This window comes from Nitrosovibrio sp. Nv6 (assembly GCF_900110495.1).
GTDB lineage: Bacteria > Pseudomonadota > Gammaproteobacteria > Burkholderiales > Nitrosomonadaceae > Nitrosospira.
The window spans coordinates 157,028-174,747 of the sequence record NZ_FODX01000002.1 but is presented as its reverse complement, the minus strand read 5'-3'; the positions used below and the strand labels follow the sequence as shown (position 1 = coordinate 174,747).

Sequence of the window (17,720 nt, the reverse complement as noted above, 5' to 3'; positions counted from 1 at the left end):
GCGGTGGGTGGGCCGGCTATTATAAATCTCGAAATGGGTTTAGAATGAAACACCCAAGGATTTTGACGGCGCAAGCCAAGGAGTTATCTTGAACAATCTCATTAAAAATATGGCCATCTGGCTGGTGATTGCTCTGGTGCTGATGACGGTATTCAATCAATTCAGCACGCGGCAGTCAGCACAGGCGCCGATGGAATATTCGCAGTTCATCGAAGAGGTGAAACAGGGTAGGATCGCCAAAGTCACTATTGAGGGCCGCACGCTGAAGGGCACTAAATCAGATGGCAGGCGTTTCACCACCTATACGCCCTCGGATCCCTGGATGGTCAGCGATCTGCTCAAGGCCGGCGTCATTATCGATGCCAAGCCGGAAGAAGAGCCGTCGCTGCTGATGAACATTTTCGTTTCGTGGTTCCCGATGCTGTTGCTGATAGGCGTATGGATTTTCTTTATGCGTCAGATGCAGGGGGGAGGCCGTGGCGGGGGCGCGTTCTCGTTCGGAAAGAGCAAGGCGCGCATGCTTGACGAGTCCACCAATCAGGTAACATTCGCTGATGTGGCTGGTTGCGAGGAAGCCAAAGAGGAAGTTTCCGAGCTGGTCGAATTTCTGCGCGATCCCAGTAAATTCCAGAAGCTTGGGGGCCGCATTCCCCGTGGCGTATTAATGGTGGGAAATCCTGGCACGGGTAAAACGCTTTTGGCTCGTGCTATTGCCGGAGAGGCCAAAGTTCCGTTCTTCAGTATCTCCGGTTCCGATTTCGTGGAAATGTTTGTCGGCGTGGGCGCCGCAAGAGTGCGTGATATGTTCGAGCAGGCGAAAAAACATGCGCCCTGCATTATCTTCATCGACGAGATCGATGCGGTGGGCCGTCAGCGGGGCGCGGGCCTTGGCGGCGGCAACGATGAGCGTGAACAAACATTGAACCAGTTGCTGGTGGAAATGGACGGTTTTGAAGGAACCGCCGGTGTGATTGTCATTGCGGCGACTAACCGGCCTGATGTGCTTGACCCTGCCCTGTTGCGCCCCGGCCGTTTCGACCGGCAGGTAACAGTGCCGCTACCCGATATTCGAGGCCGCGAGCAGATACTGCACGTACATATGCGCAAGGTCCCGATCGCGCCCGACGTGCATGCAGATGTCATTGCACGCGGTACGCCCGGAATGTCGGGGGCTGATCTCGCCAACCTCGTGAATGAGGCAGCGTTGTTCGCGGCGCGCGGTAATAAACGGTTGGTGGATATGGACGACTTCGAGCACGCCAAGGACAAGATCTTCATGGGCGCGGAACGCCGGTCTGTGGTAATGCCGGAACGTGAGCGGCGCAATACTGCCTATCATGAATCCGGGCATGCGGTGGTGGCGCAGCTATTGCCGAAAACGGACCCCGTGCATAAGGTTTCCATCATTCCGAGGGGACGTGCGCTGGGCGTGACGATGCAATTGCCCACAGAAGACCGTTTCAGCATGGATCGAGAGGAAATTCTGGAGAATATCGCGGTTCTGTTCGGAGGGCGGATCGCCGAGGAAGTCTTCATGGGGCAGATGACAACTGGCGCCTCGAACGATTTTGAGCGTGCCACGGAAATGGCGAGGCGCATGGTAACGCAATGGGGCATGTCGGATTCCCTTGGGCCGATGGTATATGGCGAGAATGAGGGAGAAGTGTTTCTCGGCCGCTCTGTCACCACGCACAAGAATGTCAGCGAAGCCACCATGCAGAAAGTGGACATAGAAATTCGCCGGATCATTGATACGCAGTACAGTCTGGCGCGTAGGTTGATCGAGGAAAACCGCGACAAGATCGAAGTCATGGCCAAAGCCCTGCTAGAGTGGGAAACCATAGACTCCGAGCAGATTGGCGATATCATGGAAGGCCGTGGGCCGAGGCCGCCGAAGCCCACCAAGACCACGCCGACGCCTCCCAAGGACAATACGCCTCCGGCTGCGCCGGCAACAACACCGACGCCGGCTCAGGAAGTTTAAGCCGAAGGCTACTGTGTGAACCAAAAATGAATTAGGCGGGCTTGTCCCGCCTTTTTTTTAATTGAAGCGTTATACCACGCTGAATCTTCTGTTTTCTCTTCTATATCTCGTCGGCATTTGATCTGAACCCTACGGTTCTATCGAACTCATCCAACAGGAACATCAAGTGGCGCAAGAAGCCATTGCCAGTCATGGCACTCAACTGAGGAATAACCACTCAACTGCCGAATTCAGGTTTAATATTCTTGCTCCCCACCGACCTCTCATCATGGGGATCGTCAATGTCACCCCGGATTCCTTTTCGGACGGTGGCTTGTGTGCTTCGACCGAAAGTGCGCTCCGCCACGCCGTCCGCCTGATTGAACAAGGCGCCGACTGGCTGGATATCGGCGGTGAATCCACCCGCCCCGGTAGTATGCCGGTGGATGTAGAGGAGGAATTGCGCCGTATTATTCCCGTAGTGGAGGCCTTGGCCGGCATGGGCGTACCTGTTTCGGTAGATACCACGAAGCCGGAAGTGATGCGTGCGGCAATCAAGGCTGGCGCCGCCATGATCAATGATGTCAATGCGCTAAGGAGCCCGGGGGCGCTGGAGGTAGTTGCGGCTGGAGGGGCGGCGGCATGCCTTATGCACATGCAAGGTGAACCGCGCAATATGCAAATCAATCCGCAGTATGATGACGTGGTGGCGGAAGTGAAAGAGTTTCTACAGCAGCGCCTGGATGCGGCGCAGGCCGCTGGTATTACGCGCGAACGGCTGGTAATAGATCCCGGTTTTGGTTTCGGTAAAATGCAGGAGCATAATATCGAGTTGCTGCGACATCTCGACCGCTTCTCCGATCTCGGTGTACCTCTCATGGTAGGGTTGTCGCGCAAGGCCATGCTCGGAAAAATCACCGGCAACGAAGCCGCTGACCGTGTTCACGCCAGCGTTGCTGCTGCTTTACTCGCGGCGACGAAGGGTGCCGGAATCGTGCGGGTACATGATGTCAAAGCCACCAGGGATGCGCTAGCGGTTTATAATGCGGTGAACGGCTAATGAACGCTGTCAAGAGAGCATTACGCTTTTGAAGGACCGAATCGCCCCCATACAGCTCGCTCCTTGCTTAACGCACCGCCCACAAATATGTAAGTTCTGAACGGGCTATAAGACAATCGTCTGACTTGCCTTATGAATGCAGGATGCTCGCAAAGTGGGCGCAGAAATAAACGATCGCAAGGCGGCTTGGGGTGTCGCTAAATTCCAACTATTTACGGGTTTTCAATTGACAAAAAAATATTTTGGCACTGACGGTATACGTGGGCGGGTAGGGGAAAGGCCTATCACACCGGAATTCGTGATGCATCTCGGTTATTCTGCCGGCAAGGTGTTGACCTCATCGGACTGGCATCTGTCCAAGGGCGAGCGCCCGGCCGTTCTGATTGGCAAAGACACTCGCATATCCGGATATATGCTTGAATCAGCGCTACAAGCCGGGCTTTCCGCCGCCGGCGTGGATGTCTTGTTATCCGGACCTATTCCGACACCAGCGGTAGCTTATCTTACTCGCGCGTTGCGACTGCAGGCGGGCATCGTCATTTCCGCGTCGCACAACCCGTTTGAAGACAATGGCATCAAGTTTTTTTCCGCGTTGGGCACAAAATTACCCGATGCGACCGAACATGAGATAGAAGCAGGGCTGAGTGCTCCCATCAAGTCGATGGCTTCGGCCCAACTTGGTAAAGCAAGACGTATCAACGATGCAAGAGGACGTTACATCGAGTTTTGCAAAAGCACGTTTCCGAATCATCTTGATCTGCGCGGTTTGCGTATTGTGGTCGACTGTGCTCATGGAGCGACATATCAAGTCGCCGGACCCGTGCTGCATGAGCTGGGCGCCGATGTTGTTGCTATCGGGGCTCAGCCTGATGGTCTTAATATCAATCACGAATGTGGCGCCACACATAGCGCCACGCTACAGGAAGCTGTCAGGCGGCATCACGCCGATATTGGCATTGCGCTCGATGGCGATGGCGACCGCGTCATCATGACCGATGGAGACGGCGTGCTTTTCGATGGCGACCGGCTGATCTACATTATTGCCACGCATCGCCAGAAGAAGGGGCTGCTCAAGGGAGGGGTGGCAGGAACATTAATGACCAACCTCGCGGTAGAAAACGGTTTAAAGAAACTGGATATCTCCTTTGCCCGCGCTAATGTGGGCGACCGTTATGTGCTGGAGCTGCTGCAGAAAAAAGGCTGGCAATTGGGCGGCGAGGGTTCCGGCCATATTATCTGCATCGATAAACACACTACGGGTGACGGCATCATTTCGGCATTGCAGGTTTTATATGCCATACGCGATTCAGAAAGGACTCTGACCGAGCTTGCGCAGGGTGTCACGCTTTATCCGCAACAGTTGATTAATGTCAAGGTTCCCAAGGGGTTTGATTCACGAGCTAACGCGGCGATCAAGGCGGCCCAGGCAGAAGCGGAACGCGACCTGGACGGCACTGGCCGCGTGCTGCTGCGTCCATCAGGCACCGAGCCGCTGATACGCGTAATGGTCGAGGGTGAGTCCAGGCAGAAGGTTGAACATTGGGCGGAGAAAATAGCTGATCTCGTGCGGACGGTCGCGGCGGAATGAAAGCGCAACGGACAATAACGGTCTAACGGGCTAACGGGCAAGCCCTGCTGTAACGGCATACCCAAGTTCCGGTTAGCGTATTCGCCTTCTATCCGTCAGATACGATACCAATGGAACGAGATCTTTGTAATCAAAAGCTGGCGAACAACGGAAGTGGTTATCTCGCCGCTGCAAGCGCGGATGTCACGGAACGGTAATACTAATAACCTAGCATGACCATGCCGCAAGGGGGCAGTGTCCCTGATCAATCAAACGAGGGAATGAAATGTTGAGTTTGCCAAATAGTATCGTACTGGGAATGTCAGCCGTATTTGGAACATTGATGGCCGTTGCCGGCGTTGCCAGTGCTGACGCATTCGTAAAAATCGATGGCTCCAGCACCGTTTATCCTATAACGGAAGCAGTGGCGGAAGATTTTCAGAATGCGAAGAGAGGTGCGGTTAAAGTAACCGTCGGCATCTCGGGCACAGGCGGGGGCTTCAAAAAATTCTGCCGCGGGGAAACGGATATCGCCAATGCTTCACGCCCCATTCTCCAAAAGGAAATGGACGAATGCAAAAAGGCCGGTGTGCAATATGTTGAGATGCCAGTGGCATTTGATGCGTTGACGGTAGTGGTGAACCCCAGAAATAGCTGGAGCCCAACTATCACTGTCGCCGAGCTGAAGAAAATCTGGGAACCGGCCGCGCAAGGTAATATCACCAAATGGAGCCAGGTAAATCCGGCCTGGCCTGACGAATCGCTCAAACTCTACGGTGCAGGTGCGGATTCAGGTACTTTCGATTATTTTACGGAAGCTATCGTCGGCAAGGCCAAATCGAGCCGTGGCGATTTTACTGCGTCGGAAGATGACAACGTATTGGTACAAGGAGTGGCGAGCGACAAAAACGCGCTCGGTTTCTTCGGTTATGCCTACTATGTCGAAAATCAGAAAAAGGTCAAAGCGGTCGCTGTCGATGGAGGTAAAGGTCCTGTTCTCCCCTCCGCAAAAACAGTGGAAGACGGTACATACCAGCCGCTGTCCCGTCCTATTTTTATTTACGTGAACATTAAATCGGCTGAGAGGCCTGAAATCCGGCAGTTCGTTGACTTTTACATGAAAAACGCGCCTGCCTTGGTGAAGGAAGTCAAATTTTTTCCGCTACCGGCCCAAGCTTATACAACCAATCTTGAACATCTCGACAACAAAAAGGTGGGAACCGTATTCGGTGGCCGGTCGGAAGTCGGCTTGAGGATCGAAGAATTGCTCAAGCGCGAGGCTAGCCTATAATTCCGGAAAAAAACCGAATATCGGTTGAGCTGAGCTGAGGGAGAACGATCAGCAGATTACCTGGGCACAAGCGATCTGCTGATTCAAGCGCTATGGTCCGGCCTCATTCCTTCTGCAGCAATTTCTTTTCCCTTTTCCTACTGATCGCTACCTTCCTGCACCATCCTTGCGTTCAAATCAACCTTGATTTGGTAAGATAAGGCTGATCGGGGCGCCGTCTGGCGCATCGCGCGCTGGGCTGATATAGTTCTGCCTCCTACGGCAGGGGCTCCGTTTGAGTCCAAATTCTGCATGAGCTGCAAGTCGGGCTCATGAACACCGAGGAGAATTATGGCTCCCGTGCAAAGTCAAGGGATTGCTGATTTGGGCTATTTTTACAATAGGGAAAAATTGTGACTGTCGTTCGATTGCCCGATGGTTCGGAGCGTACGTATGAGCAGCCGGTGACAGTAGGCGAAGTCGCTGCCTCGATAGGCGCGGGACTGGCTCGCGCGGCGCTGGCAGGCAAAGTGAACGGTAAGCTGGTGGATATATCCAGTCGCATCGAAACAGATAGCGATTTGAGTATCGTCACCGAAAGGGACGCTGAAGGGCTGGAAATCATCCGCCATTCCAGCGCGCATCTGCTGGCGCATGCGGTGAAAGAGTTGTTTCCGGAAGCACAAGTCACCATTGGCCCCGTGATCGAGGATGGCTTTTATTACGATTTTTCCTACAAACGCCCATTCACGCCAGAAGACCTTGCGGCAATTGAAAAGCGCATGGCGGAAATCAGCGCACGAAACCTGAAAGTCGAGCGCAAGGTTTGGGAGCGCTCCGAAGCAATCAATTTTTTCAAGAACCAGGGCGAGCACTACAAAGCGCAAATTATCGAGGCCATTCCGGGAGACGAGGAAGTTTCTCTTTATTCTCAGGGAAATTTTACCGATTTGTGCCGTGGGCCGCATGTGCCGACCACATCCAGGCTCAAGGTCTTCAAGCTGATGAAGCTGGCGGGTGCCTATTGGCGCGGCAATTCACACAACGAAATGCTGCAGCGGATTTATGGCACTGCCTGGGTTAAAAAGGAAGACCAGGACGCCTACCTGCATCGCCTTGAAGAAGCGGAAAAACGCGACCACCGCAAGCTGGGGAAGCAACTGGCTTTGTTTCATATCCAGGAAGAAGCGCCGGGTATGGTATTTTGGCACCCCAAGGGCTGGATTATCTGGCAACAGGTGGAACAGTATATGCGTGAAATATTCCGCAATAACGGCTACCTGGAAATCCGCACGCCCTCGGTGCTGGACAAAGGGCTTTGGGAGCAGTCAGGGCACTGGGAAAATTTCCACGAGAATATGTTCATTACTCAGTCAGAGGAGCGCGAATTTGCGGTCAAGCCTATGAATTGCCCGGGTCATGTCCAGGTTTTCAAACAGGGTTTGAAAAGCTACCGCGACCTGCCGTTGCGGTTGGCCGAATTCGGTTCATGTCACCGCAATGAGCCATCCGGTGCTCTCCATGGTATCATGCGGGTACGAGCCTTTACTCAGGACGATGCCCACATCTTTTGCGCTGAGTCCCAGATACAGGATGAGGCGGTACAATTTATTGACCTGTTGCAGAAGGTTTATACCGATTTCGGCTTTAATGAGCTTCTGGTGAAGCTTTCAACCCGACCCCAAAAGCGTGTCGGCTCTGAAGAGCAATGGGACAAGGCGGAAGCCGCATTGCAATCGGCATTGAATCACAAGAACCTTGTCTGGGATTTGCAGCCCGGCGAAGGCGCCTTCTACGGGCCTAAAATCGAGTTCTCTCTCAAGGATAGCATTGGTCGTTTATGGCAGTGTGGCACCTTGCAACTCGATTTTTCCATGCCGGAGCGCCTGAAGGCTGAATATGTGGCGGAGGATAATTCCCGGCGGGTGCCAGTGATGCTTCACAGGGCGATTCTTGGGTCCCTCGAACGCTTCATCGGCATCATCATCGAAAATCATGCGGGCGCTCTCCCATTGTGGCTTTCTCCGGAACAGGCGGTGGTGCTGAATATTTCCGAGGGGCAGGCAGACTACGCCAGGCAGGTAACAGAGGAACTCAGGCGTCACGGCATTCGTGCAAGCGCGGACTTGAGAAATGAGAAAATAACTTATAAAATACGAGAACATAGTTTGCAGAAATTGCCTTATCAGATCATTGTGGGCGACAAGGAAGTGGCCGCGCAAGTCATAGCCGTGCGAACCCGAACAGGTTCCGATCTTGGCCAGATGTCGTTGCAGGCGTTTATTCAACGGCTTACAGCAGAGATATCCATAAGAGCTGGCGCGGTTTAATTTATTAACAGATTTGGGGAATTACTATAGTTCAAGAAAAAGCAGCCCGCATCAATCAGGAGATTAATGCGCCCGAAGTGCGCTTGATTGGTGCCGATGGAGAGCAGATAGGCGTCGTCTCCCTGGCGGTCGCCAACACGCTCGCCGAGGAAGCAGGGGTGGATTTAGTCGAAATCGCGCCTACCGCTCAACCCCCGGTTTGCCGTTTGATGGATTATGGCAAGTTTCGCTATCAGGAAAGCAAGAAAAAACACGAGGCCAAGCTCAAACAAAAACAAATCCAGATCAAGGAGGTCAAATTCCGTCCCAACACGGACGAAGGTGATTACAACATCAAGCTGCGGAATTTGATCAGCTTTCTGGAAGAGGGTGATAAGGCCAAGATCACATTACGTTTTCGCGGACGTGAAATGGCACATCAGGAATTCGGCGTGCGTCTGCTGGAGCGATTGCGCGGTGATCTGGAGCCACATGCAGTGGTCGAGCAGTTCCCCAGAATGGAAGGACGGCAAATGGTGATGGTGCTGTCTCCCCGGAAGAAGGAAGTAAAAATACCCAAGCCAAAGGCAGTTACTGAAACTGATGCTGGTGGCGGTTAAGATATAGCCCGGCGCAACTGCAGCAGTACCGTAAGGTGACAGCCGAGTAGTCGGAAGGTAAGGTAGCGAGGCCTGGAGTCGTTCCCCGTATATCAATAAAAGCAGAGCGGGCAAGCGGGCACATAGATAGGTGATGCCCAGGCAATTTGCGGCATCGAAAAAAACAAGTGATTTCCGGGTTTAAAGCGTTCCGGTCAGGAAACACCCGGCGTCATGTTAAAGCAGGAGTAATGTATGCCAAAGATGAAAACAAAGAGTGGAGCAGCAAAGCGTTTTACTGTGCGGGCAGGCGGCAGCGTAAAACGCTCACAAGCATTCAAGCGCCATATTCTTACCAAGAAAACCACGAAAAGCAAGCGTCAACTGCGCGGAACTGTGGGTGTCCATTGCAGCGACGTGGCGTCGGTGCGCGCCATGATGCCTTACGCCTAAGGAGAGACTGATATGCCAAGAGTGAAACGTGGTGTAACGGCTCACGCCCGTCACAAAAAAATACTGGATCTCGCAAAAGGTTATCGCGGGCGCCGCAAGAACGTCTATCGTGTGGCCAAGGAAGCGGTGATGAAAGCGGGGCAATATGCCTACCGTGATCGCCGTCAAAAGAAGCGTCAATTCCGGGCTCTGTGGATTGCGCGTATCAACGCTGCTGCGCGGGAGTGCGGATTGTCCTACAGCGTTTTCATGAACGGTCTGAGAAAAGCCGAGATTGAGGTTGACCGCAAGGTTTTGGCTGATATTGCCGTATTTGACAAGCCGGCTTTTGCGAAAATAGTTGAGCAGGCCAAAGCAAGTCTGGCCATATAGCGGTAATAGCAATAAAGCTGCGAGGAGGCTGAAGGCACACACGCCTTGCCTCCTTTTTTCTTGTTTGGGCCAACGCAATCCATCCGTGCCATATTTTCATGACTAATCTGGATCAACTTCTCCGTGAAGCGATCGAACTGTTCAACGGCATAGACAATACCGTTGAGCTGGAGCAGGCGAAGGCGCGCTATCTCGGCCGGCACGGCAGGTTGACCGAATTATTGAAGGGATTGGGCAAGCTCGCGCCGGAAGAGCGTCCCGTCATGGGGAGCCGCATTAATCAGGCGAAGGAAGCGCTCGAAGCCGCGCTTAACCTCCGCCGCGATGTAATCCAGGAAAAACAACTGGAGGAGCGGCTAGTCGAAGAAGCATTGGATGTGACTCTGCCTGGACGCGGTTTGGGAACAGGCGGCGTGCATCCTGTAACGCGAACACTGGAGCGCATACAGTCGTTGTTTCATTCGATGGGGTTTACAGTGGCTTCAGGCCCCGAGATAGAGACAGATTTCTACAATTTTACGGCGCTCAATATTCCGGAAAATCATCCGGCGCGCGCAATGCATGATACATTTTACATCGATAATGACGGAAAAGATGGGCAACTGCTGCGTACGCATACCTCGCCAGTCCAGATCCGGCACATGGAAGGCAATCGGCCGCCCTTGAAGGTAATCGCCCCAGGAAAGGTGTACCGCTGCGACTCTGATTTGACCCATACGCCAATGTTTCATCAGGTAGAGGGCTTGTGGATCGATGAAAATGCCAATTTCTCGGCATTAAAAGGAGTGTTGGGGGATTTCATGCAACACTTTTTCGAGCGCGATGATTTGCCGGTGCGCTTCCGTGCTTCTTTCTTCCCGTTTACCGAGCCTTCCGCTGAAATGGACATCGGCTGCGTGATGTGTCAGAACGGTTGTCGTATATGTGGTTATACAGGCTGGCTCGAAGTGCTCGGTTGCGGCATGGTGCATCCCAACGTTCTCAAGCATGTCAGCATCGATAGTGAGAAATATATCGGCTTCGCTTTTGGTTTGGGGGTCGAGCGGCTGGCGATGCTGAGGTATGGGGTGACTGATTTGCGGTTGTTTTTCGAAAATGATTTGAGATTCCTGAAGCAGTTTAATTAAATGAGCCCCTGAATGGGGTTTTCCGTGGAGCGATAAAAACCCACGTCCCCGGAAAGAGCAGATACTCATGAAATTCTCAGAAAATTGGCTCCGTACTTTCGTTGACTCACGGCTATCGACAAACGAGCTCGCTCATGCGCTGACGATGGCGGGCCTGGAGGTTGAAGCTATCGAGCCCGTTGCCCCGGCCTTCAGCAAGGTGGTCGTGGCCGAAGTAGTATCCTTGCATAAACATCCGGACGCGGATCATCTTAATGTCTGCGAGGTGAACACAGGTTCAGCAGGAGGTGGTGAGCCCTTGCAAATTGTCTGCGGCGCAGCCAATGTTCGTGCCGGAGTAAAAGTGCCGTGTGCGCTGAATGGCGCCCGACTGCCGGGCATTGCCATCAAGCCGACGAGAATACGCGGGGTCGAATCTGGCGGTATGTTATGTTCAGCCAGGGAACTGGGACTAGGGGAAGGCACGGCAGGTTTATTGCTGCTTCCGGCCGACGCCCCAACAGGCGCCGATTTCCGCCATTATTACGAGCTCGAGGATAAACTCCTTACCCTCAAGCTAACCCCGAACCGTGGTGATTGCCTGGGTCTGACCGGCGTCGCGCGGGAGGTGGCGGCGATTACTTCTCAAAGTCTCAGACTCCCCACAGCTAAGCCGGCTGTGGGTCAGATCGATGAGATTCTGGCTATACACGTTGATGCGCCGGATGCTTGCCCGCTATACTGCGGCCGGGTAATACGTGGCATCTCCCTTGATGTTCCCACGCCCCAATGGATGCTTCGCCGTCTTGAACGCAGTGGCTTGCGCGCGATCAACGGGGTAGTGGACGTGACCAATTATGTAATGCTGGAAACTGGTCAGCCGCTGCATGCTTTCGATCTGGCTAAGATTTCGGGCGCCATCACGGGTTCAATTCGCGTGCGCTACGCCGCGGCCGGCGAAATGCTGCAATTGCTGAACGGCGAAAACCTTGTGCTGCAACCCGACATGCTGGTTATTGCGGATGAGGCCAAACCACTGGCGCTGGCAGGCATTATGGGTGGAAATGAAAGCGGAGTGACACAGGGGACAACCGATGTATTCCTGGAGAGCGCTTTTTTCAGTCCAGACGTGATTGCCGGCAAGTCATTCTCCCTTGGGTTCAGTTCAGATTCAGCATACCGCTTTGAACGTGGGGTGGATTTTGGCGGAACCCGCAGTGCGATGGAGCGGGCGACAGGCCTGATTCTGGACATTTGTGGTGGCACGGCGGGGCCGGTGGCGGAAACCAGGGGTAAGCTCCCGCGGCGTGATCCGATCGGCCTCCGATTGGAACGGGTCCGGCGAGTCCTGGGCATAGACCTTGGCGAAGCCAGAGTGGCTGAACTGTTGCGCCGCTTGCAATTCAGCTTTTCGATCGCTGGGGGATTTTTCGCGATAACGCCGCCGACCTACCGCTTCGATCTTGCCATAGAGGAAGATCTGATCGAGGAATTGGCGCGCATACACGGCTACGATCACATACCTCCAACGCTGCCTCGCGTGAGCCTGGGAATGCTTCCTGAGCCTGAAATCCGGAAAGCGCCGTCACGGCTGCGGCAAATCCTTGTGGGACGGGATTATCAGGAAGTCATTAATTATGCTTTCGTAGATCCCACATGGGAATCGGAGCTGGCTGGCAATAAAATGCCGGTCGCATTGAAAAATCCACTGTCCAGTCTGCTGACAGTCATGCGCAGCAGCCTGCTTGGGGGTCTTTTATCGAACCTGCAATTCAATCTTAACCGTAAGCAGTCCAGGGTTCGTCTGTTCGAGAGTGGATGCTGTTTCGAGAGATCAGGCGAGACTTACACTCAACAGGAAAAAATGGCCGGGCTTTGCTATGGAGACGCAATGGCTGAGCAGTGGGGAACCGCCGCTCGCTGGGTAGATTTTTATGATGTAAAAGCGGATATTGAGGCGCTGTTTTGGCCATCAGTAGCAGATGTTGCGGCGGCGACCCATCCAGCCTTGCACCCCGGCAAATCCGCCCGGATCAGCCTGAATAATAAAATCGCCGGTTTCCTGGGAGAACTCCATCCTCGCTGGCAACAAAAGTTTGACTTGCCTAAATCCGTCGTGCTGTTTGAGCTGAATATGGACGTACTGACGACCCAAACGCTGCCGAAGGCTACGGAAATTTCAAAGTACCCGCCGATACGACGTGATATTGCCGTGGTAGTGCCGGAGAATGTCCGCGTTCAGGCGATGCTTGACTGCATGTACGCAAACAGATCATCGGTCGTTTCGGAAATTTCCTTGTTTGATGTATACCATGGGAAAGGTGTCGAAGATGGAAAAAAAAGTCTTGCTTTCCGTATGTTATTGCAAGATACTGAAAAAACGCTGACCGATGCCGAAGCCGATCGGATTACAAAAATGTTGATAAACGTTTTGGAAAGTCGGTTTGGTGCGACGTTGCGCAACTGATAAAAGACGAGAATTCGGCGGTGTCGGAAAGTAAAATAAACAGGTGAGGGAGACTATGACCTTAACAAAGGCGGAGTTGGCGGATTTGCTCTTTGAAAAAGTCGGGTTCAACAAACGCGAAGCCAAAGACATGGTGGAATCCTTTTACGAAGAGGTGCGCGTCGCGCTACAAAACGGCGACGGCGTTAAACTTTCGGGCTTTGGAAATTTTCAGCTGCGCGACAAGCCGCAACGTCCTGGCCGCAACCCCAAGACAGGTGAAGAAATTCCCATTACCGCCCGAAGAGTGGTCACTTTTCACGCCAGCCAGAAACTGAAGGCAATGGTCGAAAAAAACCAGCATGGAAAACCTAACACCTAGCGGTGCATTGCCGCCCATCCCTGCAAAGCGCTACTTTACTATTGGGGAAGTAAGCGAGTTGTGTGGCGTCAAGCCGCATGTGTTGCGTTACTGGGAGCAGGAATTCACTCAGTTGAGACCCGTCAAGCGCCGCGGCAACCGTCGCTACTATCAGCGCCACGAAGTGCTGCTGGTCCGCCGTATCCGGGAATTGCTCTACGAGCAGGGTTTTACCATTCATGGCGCTCGCAGCCGTCTGGGTCAAGGCATGGCCGAGGCGGTATCTTCTGTCCCAGGCTCAACCTTTACCCCATCAGTCGATTTGGCGCTATTGCGAAGCGAAATAAAAAGTATCGTGTCTTTGCTTCGATCCTGATCCATTCCCATTCCGTATCCTTCTCCATCCAGGGTTACAAAGTAGCCCTAATCTCCTGGCTTATTGTTATAATTTGACTTTCGGGGCGTAGCGCAGCCTGGTAGCGTACTTGCATGGGGTGCAAGTGGTCGGAGGTTCAAATCCTCTCGCCCCGACCAGTTGAGCTCACAGGTAATTTGATCATTTTTTATGCATCGTGGGCTTGCCCGTAATGCTTAGCGAATATTTTTCGCCCCAATAAGCTAAAAAACACCCTGGGGTACTATCCGAATGCGCATATTGCTCAGCAATGATGATGGGTATTTTGCGCCAGGTCTTGCCTGCCTTGCGGAAGCGCTTTCCGTTATTGCGGATATCGTTGTGGTCGCACCTGAACGTGACCGGAGCGGCGCCAGCAACTCTCTTACGCTTGACCGACCCCTCAGTTTGCGTGAATCCCACAACGGATTCTTTTACGTCAATGGAACACCCACGGATTGCGTACATCTTGCTGTCACCGGTATGCTCGATACATTGCCCGACATGGTGGTATCGGGAATAAATGATGGCGCAAACATGGGAGACGACACGATTTATTCTGGCACCGTAGCTGCCGCTACCGAAGGTTTTTTGCTGGGCATACCCTCGCTTGCCATTTCTCTTGCCAGTTTTTCCGCGGGAAATTTTTCAACCGCCGCGCGCATTGCGACAGAAATAGTGCAGCGTTTCGAAGACGACAAGCTCCATGGCCCTATACTGCTTAATGTCAATATACCTGACATTCCGTACGATGAATTGCAAGGGATTGAAGTTACGCGGCTTGGAAGGCGGCACAAAGCGGAGCCGGTGGTCAAGTCGAAAAATCCGCGCGGCCATACAGTTTATTGGGTAGGCGCGGCTGGGCCTGCTCAGGATACCGGAGAAGGGACCGATTTTCTCGCTGTTCAGCGTAACTGCGTATCGGTGACGCCATTGCAAATCGACCTGACGCGATATGGACAGATGGATGCGGTAAAAGAGTGGTTGAAATAGCAGCCAGGCTTTATTGTTGTCGTGCCTGGTTTAAAGGCCAATTGCTCGGGGCATGTCTGGTTTGAACGCTCACCATTCCGGAATTGGCATGACTTCGCAGCGCACCCGGGCGCGCATGATCGAGCGTCTGCGCACGCAAGGTATCATGGACGAAGTGGTACTTGCGGCGATGACTGCCATTCCCCGCCATATCTTTGTTGATGAAGTCCTGGCGAATCGCGCCTACGACGATGTCGCGCTGCCTATCAATTTCGGCCAGACAATCTCGAGTCCGTTTACGGTAGCGCGCATGAGCGAGTTGCTGCGCGCGGGTACCGGGCTCGGCAAGGTGCTTGAGATCGGCTCGGGCTGCGGTTACCAGACAGCTATACTGGCACAGCTTGCCCGCGAGGTTTATTCTATCGAGCGAGTCGGTCCATTGCTTACCCGCACTCGTACTCGCTTACGGGAGCTGCGCCTCAGCAATATTCGACTGAAGCACGCCGACGGCCTGCTCGGTCTGTCCGAGGCCGCACCGTTTGACGGCATTATTCTCACCGCCGCGACCACGCATATTCCCCCGCCACTGCTGGAGCAATTAGCGATTCGCGGCAGAATTGTTTTTCCCAAAGGGAGTCAGGAGCAGGTTCTGTGCGTTATCGAACGTAACTTGCAAGGCTACACTGAGACAATACTTGACGAGGTCAGGTTTGTCCCAATTATGCCCGGCATCTGGAAGCGCTAAAGAATGTCAGGAGACGTCAAGGAACGTTAAACGTTAGGCGATGCAGAAACAAGAGACAGGAATGAGGAATACAGGAATAGGATGGAAGCACATAAAGAGTGACGCATTAGCCTGCGGATTTATCGCGGGCCGCCGCTGCGTACCTCCTTCGGGCAAGTTTCTGCCATTCTATTCAGCTCTTGTTCTATGCCTCCTGGTTGCTGGTTGTGAATCCACCCCGCACCACCATGCGCCGGTAGTCGATAGTTATATGCCTGAGCCGGGGAAACCCGGCCCAATCTCCGAGACCGGCGCTCTACGCTCGAACGTCTATATTGTAAAAAAGGGCGATACGCTCTACAGCATCGCGCAGAGCCATGGCATTAACCAGAAGGATTTGGCGGAGTGGAACAATATCCGGGATCCCGGAGCGGTCCATGTCGGTCAGCAGCTCATCTTATCTTCACCCACGCCATTGGCACAGCCATCGCTGTTCCCGATCCAGGAGCCCGCGCGGCCATCGGCGGCTTCCGCCGCGGCTGACGCCGGCTCCCAAACTGGAACAAAATATCCGAGTAACACCGATAAGCTGAAAACCGGCCCCAGGGCATTCAAACTTCCCTATTCGGAGCAGGCTGTAGCACAGATGAAGAAAGGCCTGGCGGATATTCCCCCCTCCATAATGACAGTAAAGGCTGATCCGAGTCCTGAAAAAAATATCAGTGCCCCCGCAATTGACCCGATACCGCCCACTGCAGAAGCTGCTCCTGATGACGATCGTGTCGAATGGACCTGGCCTACGAAAGGCAAAGTGTTGGACCTGTTCTCGGAAAGTACCAAAGGCATCGACATACTCGGCAAGACGGGGCAAGCGGTGACGGCGTCCGCGGGGGGCAAGGTAGTTTATAGCGGTGCGGGACTGCGCGGCTACGGTAAGCTAATAATTATCAAGCATAACAATACATATCTTAGTGCCTACGCTCACAACGACAAGCTTCTGGTGAAAGAGGGGGAAATAGTAGTCAAAGGTCAAAAAATCGCTGAGATGGGGAATACCGATAGTAGCCTTGTGAAACTCCATTTCGAAATTCGCAAAAACGGAAAACCGGTCGACCCGCTAAAACATTTACCTGGACTATCAGGATAAATCAAGGATGAACCAAGGATGAATCAGCTCGAATATTCCGACGACGAAGAATCCTTCGACAAGACCGATCCATTGGATCCGGACAATGCGCTTGAAGTTTCCGAACCGCCACCCAGCGTTGGCGCCGAGCCTCTCGGTGACTTCCTGCTGACTGACGTCACTCAAATCTATTTCAATGAGATCGGTCATAATGCCCTGCTGACAGCGAAGGAAGAGGCGGCTTTGACCCGCCTGGTCAAGCAGGACGATTTTAATGCCCGCCAAAAAATGATTGAGTGTAATCTGAGGCTAGTGGTAAACATCGCAAAACATTATACCAACCACGGTGTTGCGCTACTGGATCTGATCGAAGAAGGAAATATGGGAATGATGCATGCACTGGACAAATTTGACCCGGAGCGCGGATTCCGCTTTTCGACTTATGCCACTTGGTGGATACGCCAGAACATTGAACGCTGCATTATGAATCAGTCGCGGACAATCCGCCTGCCTGTGCACGTCATCAAAGACTTGAACATCATTTTGCAAGCGGCCCGCCACATGGAAGCGCATACGGGAAAGGAACCCAAGCCGGAGGATGTAGCACATCTGTTGGGACGCCCGGTGAAGGAGGTGCAGCGTATGCTGTCCCTGAACATGAGCATGATGTCATTGGATGCCCCCCTTGATGTGGATCCGTTGCTGTCCATCGGAGATGCCATCGCGGATGACCAGAACCCGGGCCCCGACCTTATGATGGAGCAATCCGAGATTAAATGTCGCGTGCAGGAGTGGCTTAACCGGCTAAATGAAAAACAACGATATATAATTGAAAAGCGCTACGGCCTGAACGGTTATGAAACCCAAACGCTGGAACAACTGGCCACGAGCCTTGACCTCACGCGAGAGCGCGTACGCCAGATTCAATTGGAGGCGCTGCAAACATTGCGCGTAATATTGAGGTGTGAGGGGGTATCGAAGGATGGCGTGTTCTAGGG

The 17,720-nt window shown here is 53.3% G+C and carries 16 protein-coding genes and 1 tRNA gene; all 17 read left to right on the top strand.

What is annotated here, in order from left to right; translation table 11 throughout:
* Positions 1–88 precede the first annotated feature (88 nt).
* The 17 genes from ftsH (at position 89) to rpoS (ending at position 17,718) form a co-directional block, all read left to right on the top strand.
* Positions 89–1,984 carry an ATP-dependent zinc metalloprotease FtsH gene (ftsH, locus tag BMX66_RS07515; RefSeq protein ID WP_090880360.1) on the top strand — a complete coding sequence of 632 codons (1,896 nt, stop codon included), beginning with the start codon at positions 89–91 and terminating at the stop codon, positions 1,982–1,984.
* A 268-nt stretch (positions 1,985–2,252) separates the two neighbouring features.
* The gene (gene folP / locus BMX66_RS07510) at positions 2,253–3,023 is read left to right on the top strand and encodes a dihydropteroate synthase (RefSeq protein ID WP_090881055.1); all 771 of its coding nucleotides are present in this window, start codon (positions 2,253–2,255) and stop codon (positions 3,021–3,023) included.
* 226 nt (positions 3,024–3,249) lie between these two features.
* Positions 3,250–4,611, top strand: coding sequence for a phosphoglucosamine mutase (gene glmM / locus BMX66_RS07505; protein WP_090881052.1), 1,362 nt, complete (start codon positions 3,250–3,252; stop codon positions 4,609–4,611).
* A 265-nt stretch (positions 4,612–4,876) separates the two neighbouring features.
* A complete protein-coding gene (locus BMX66_RS07500) occupies positions 4,877–5,881 on the top strand; it encodes a PstS family phosphate ABC transporter substrate-binding protein (protein ID WP_090880357.1) in 1,005 nt (334 codons plus the stop codon).
* Between the two features lie 392 nt (positions 5,882–6,273).
* Positions 6,274–8,190 (top strand): threonine--tRNA ligase, encoded by a 1,917-nt coding sequence (gene thrS / locus BMX66_RS07495; RefSeq protein WP_090880354.1) that lies wholly within the window; start codon positions 6,274–6,276, stop codon positions 8,188–8,190.
* A 20-nt stretch (positions 8,191–8,210) separates the two neighbouring features.
* Complete coding sequence (infC, locus tag BMX66_RS07490) at positions 8,211–8,789, top strand: translation initiation factor IF-3 (RefSeq protein WP_369826974.1); 579 nt, start codon at positions 8,211–8,213, stop codon at positions 8,787–8,789.
* Between the two features lie 234 nt (positions 8,790–9,023).
* Complete coding sequence (gene rpmI, locus BMX66_RS07485; RefSeq protein WP_090880347.1) at positions 9,024–9,221, top strand: 50S ribosomal protein L35; 198 nt, start codon at positions 9,024–9,026, stop codon at positions 9,219–9,221.
* Between the two features lie 12 nt (positions 9,222–9,233).
* A complete protein-coding gene (gene rplT / locus BMX66_RS07480) occupies positions 9,234–9,593 on the top strand; it encodes a 50S ribosomal protein L20 (protein ID WP_090880344.1) in 360 nt (119 codons plus the stop codon).
* A 98-nt stretch (positions 9,594–9,691) separates the two neighbouring features.
* A complete protein-coding gene (gene pheS / locus BMX66_RS07475) occupies positions 9,692–10,720 on the top strand; it encodes a phenylalanine--tRNA ligase subunit alpha (protein WP_090880340.1) in 1,029 nt (342 codons plus the stop codon).
* A gap of 67 nt (positions 10,721–10,787) precedes the next feature.
* Positions 10,788–13,166 (top strand): phenylalanine--tRNA ligase subunit beta, encoded by a 2,379-nt coding sequence (gene pheT / locus BMX66_RS07470; protein WP_090880337.1) that lies wholly within the window; start codon positions 10,788–10,790, stop codon positions 13,164–13,166.
* A gap of 55 nt (positions 13,167–13,221) precedes the next feature.
* Complete coding sequence (locus BMX66_RS07465; RefSeq protein WP_090880334.1) at positions 13,222–13,527, top strand: integration host factor subunit alpha; 306 nt, start codon at positions 13,222–13,224, stop codon at positions 13,525–13,527.
* Positions 13,508–13,882 carry a MerR family transcriptional regulator gene (locus tag BMX66_RS07460; protein WP_090880331.1) on the top strand — a complete coding sequence of 125 codons (375 nt, stop codon included), beginning with the start codon at positions 13,508–13,510 and terminating at the stop codon, positions 13,880–13,882. The genes BMX66_RS07465 and BMX66_RS07460 overlap by 20 nt, the downstream gene beginning before the upstream one ends.
* Before the next feature lie 81 nt (positions 13,883–13,963).
* Positions 13,964–14,040: transfer RNA gene (locus BMX66_RS07455), tRNA-Pro, on the top strand.
* Between the two features lie 112 nt (positions 14,041–14,152).
* Positions 14,153–14,893, top strand: a complete 741-nt coding sequence (gene surE / locus BMX66_RS07450) for a 5'/3'-nucleotidase SurE (RefSeq protein ID WP_090880329.1) — start codon at positions 14,153–14,155, stop codon at positions 14,891–14,893.
* Between the two features lie 61 nt (positions 14,894–14,954).
* On the top strand, positions 14,955–15,617 hold the full coding sequence (locus BMX66_RS07445; protein WP_090881049.1) for a protein-L-isoaspartate(D-aspartate) O-methyltransferase: 663 nt from the start codon (positions 14,955–14,957) through the stop codon (positions 15,615–15,617).
* A 61-nt stretch (positions 15,618–15,678) separates the two neighbouring features.
* The gene (locus BMX66_RS07440; RefSeq protein ID WP_255398858.1) at positions 15,679–16,743 is read left to right on the top strand and encodes a peptidoglycan DD-metalloendopeptidase family protein; all 1,065 of its coding nucleotides are present in this window, start codon (positions 15,679–15,681) and stop codon (positions 16,741–16,743) included.
* Positions 16,744–16,761: 18 nt separating this feature from the next.
* Positions 16,762–17,718: an RNA polymerase sigma factor RpoS gene (gene rpoS / locus BMX66_RS07435; protein WP_090880326.1), complete on the top strand. Its 957-nt coding sequence runs from the start codon at positions 16,762–16,764 to the stop codon at positions 17,716–17,718.
* Positions 17,719–17,720 lie beyond the last annotated feature (2 nt).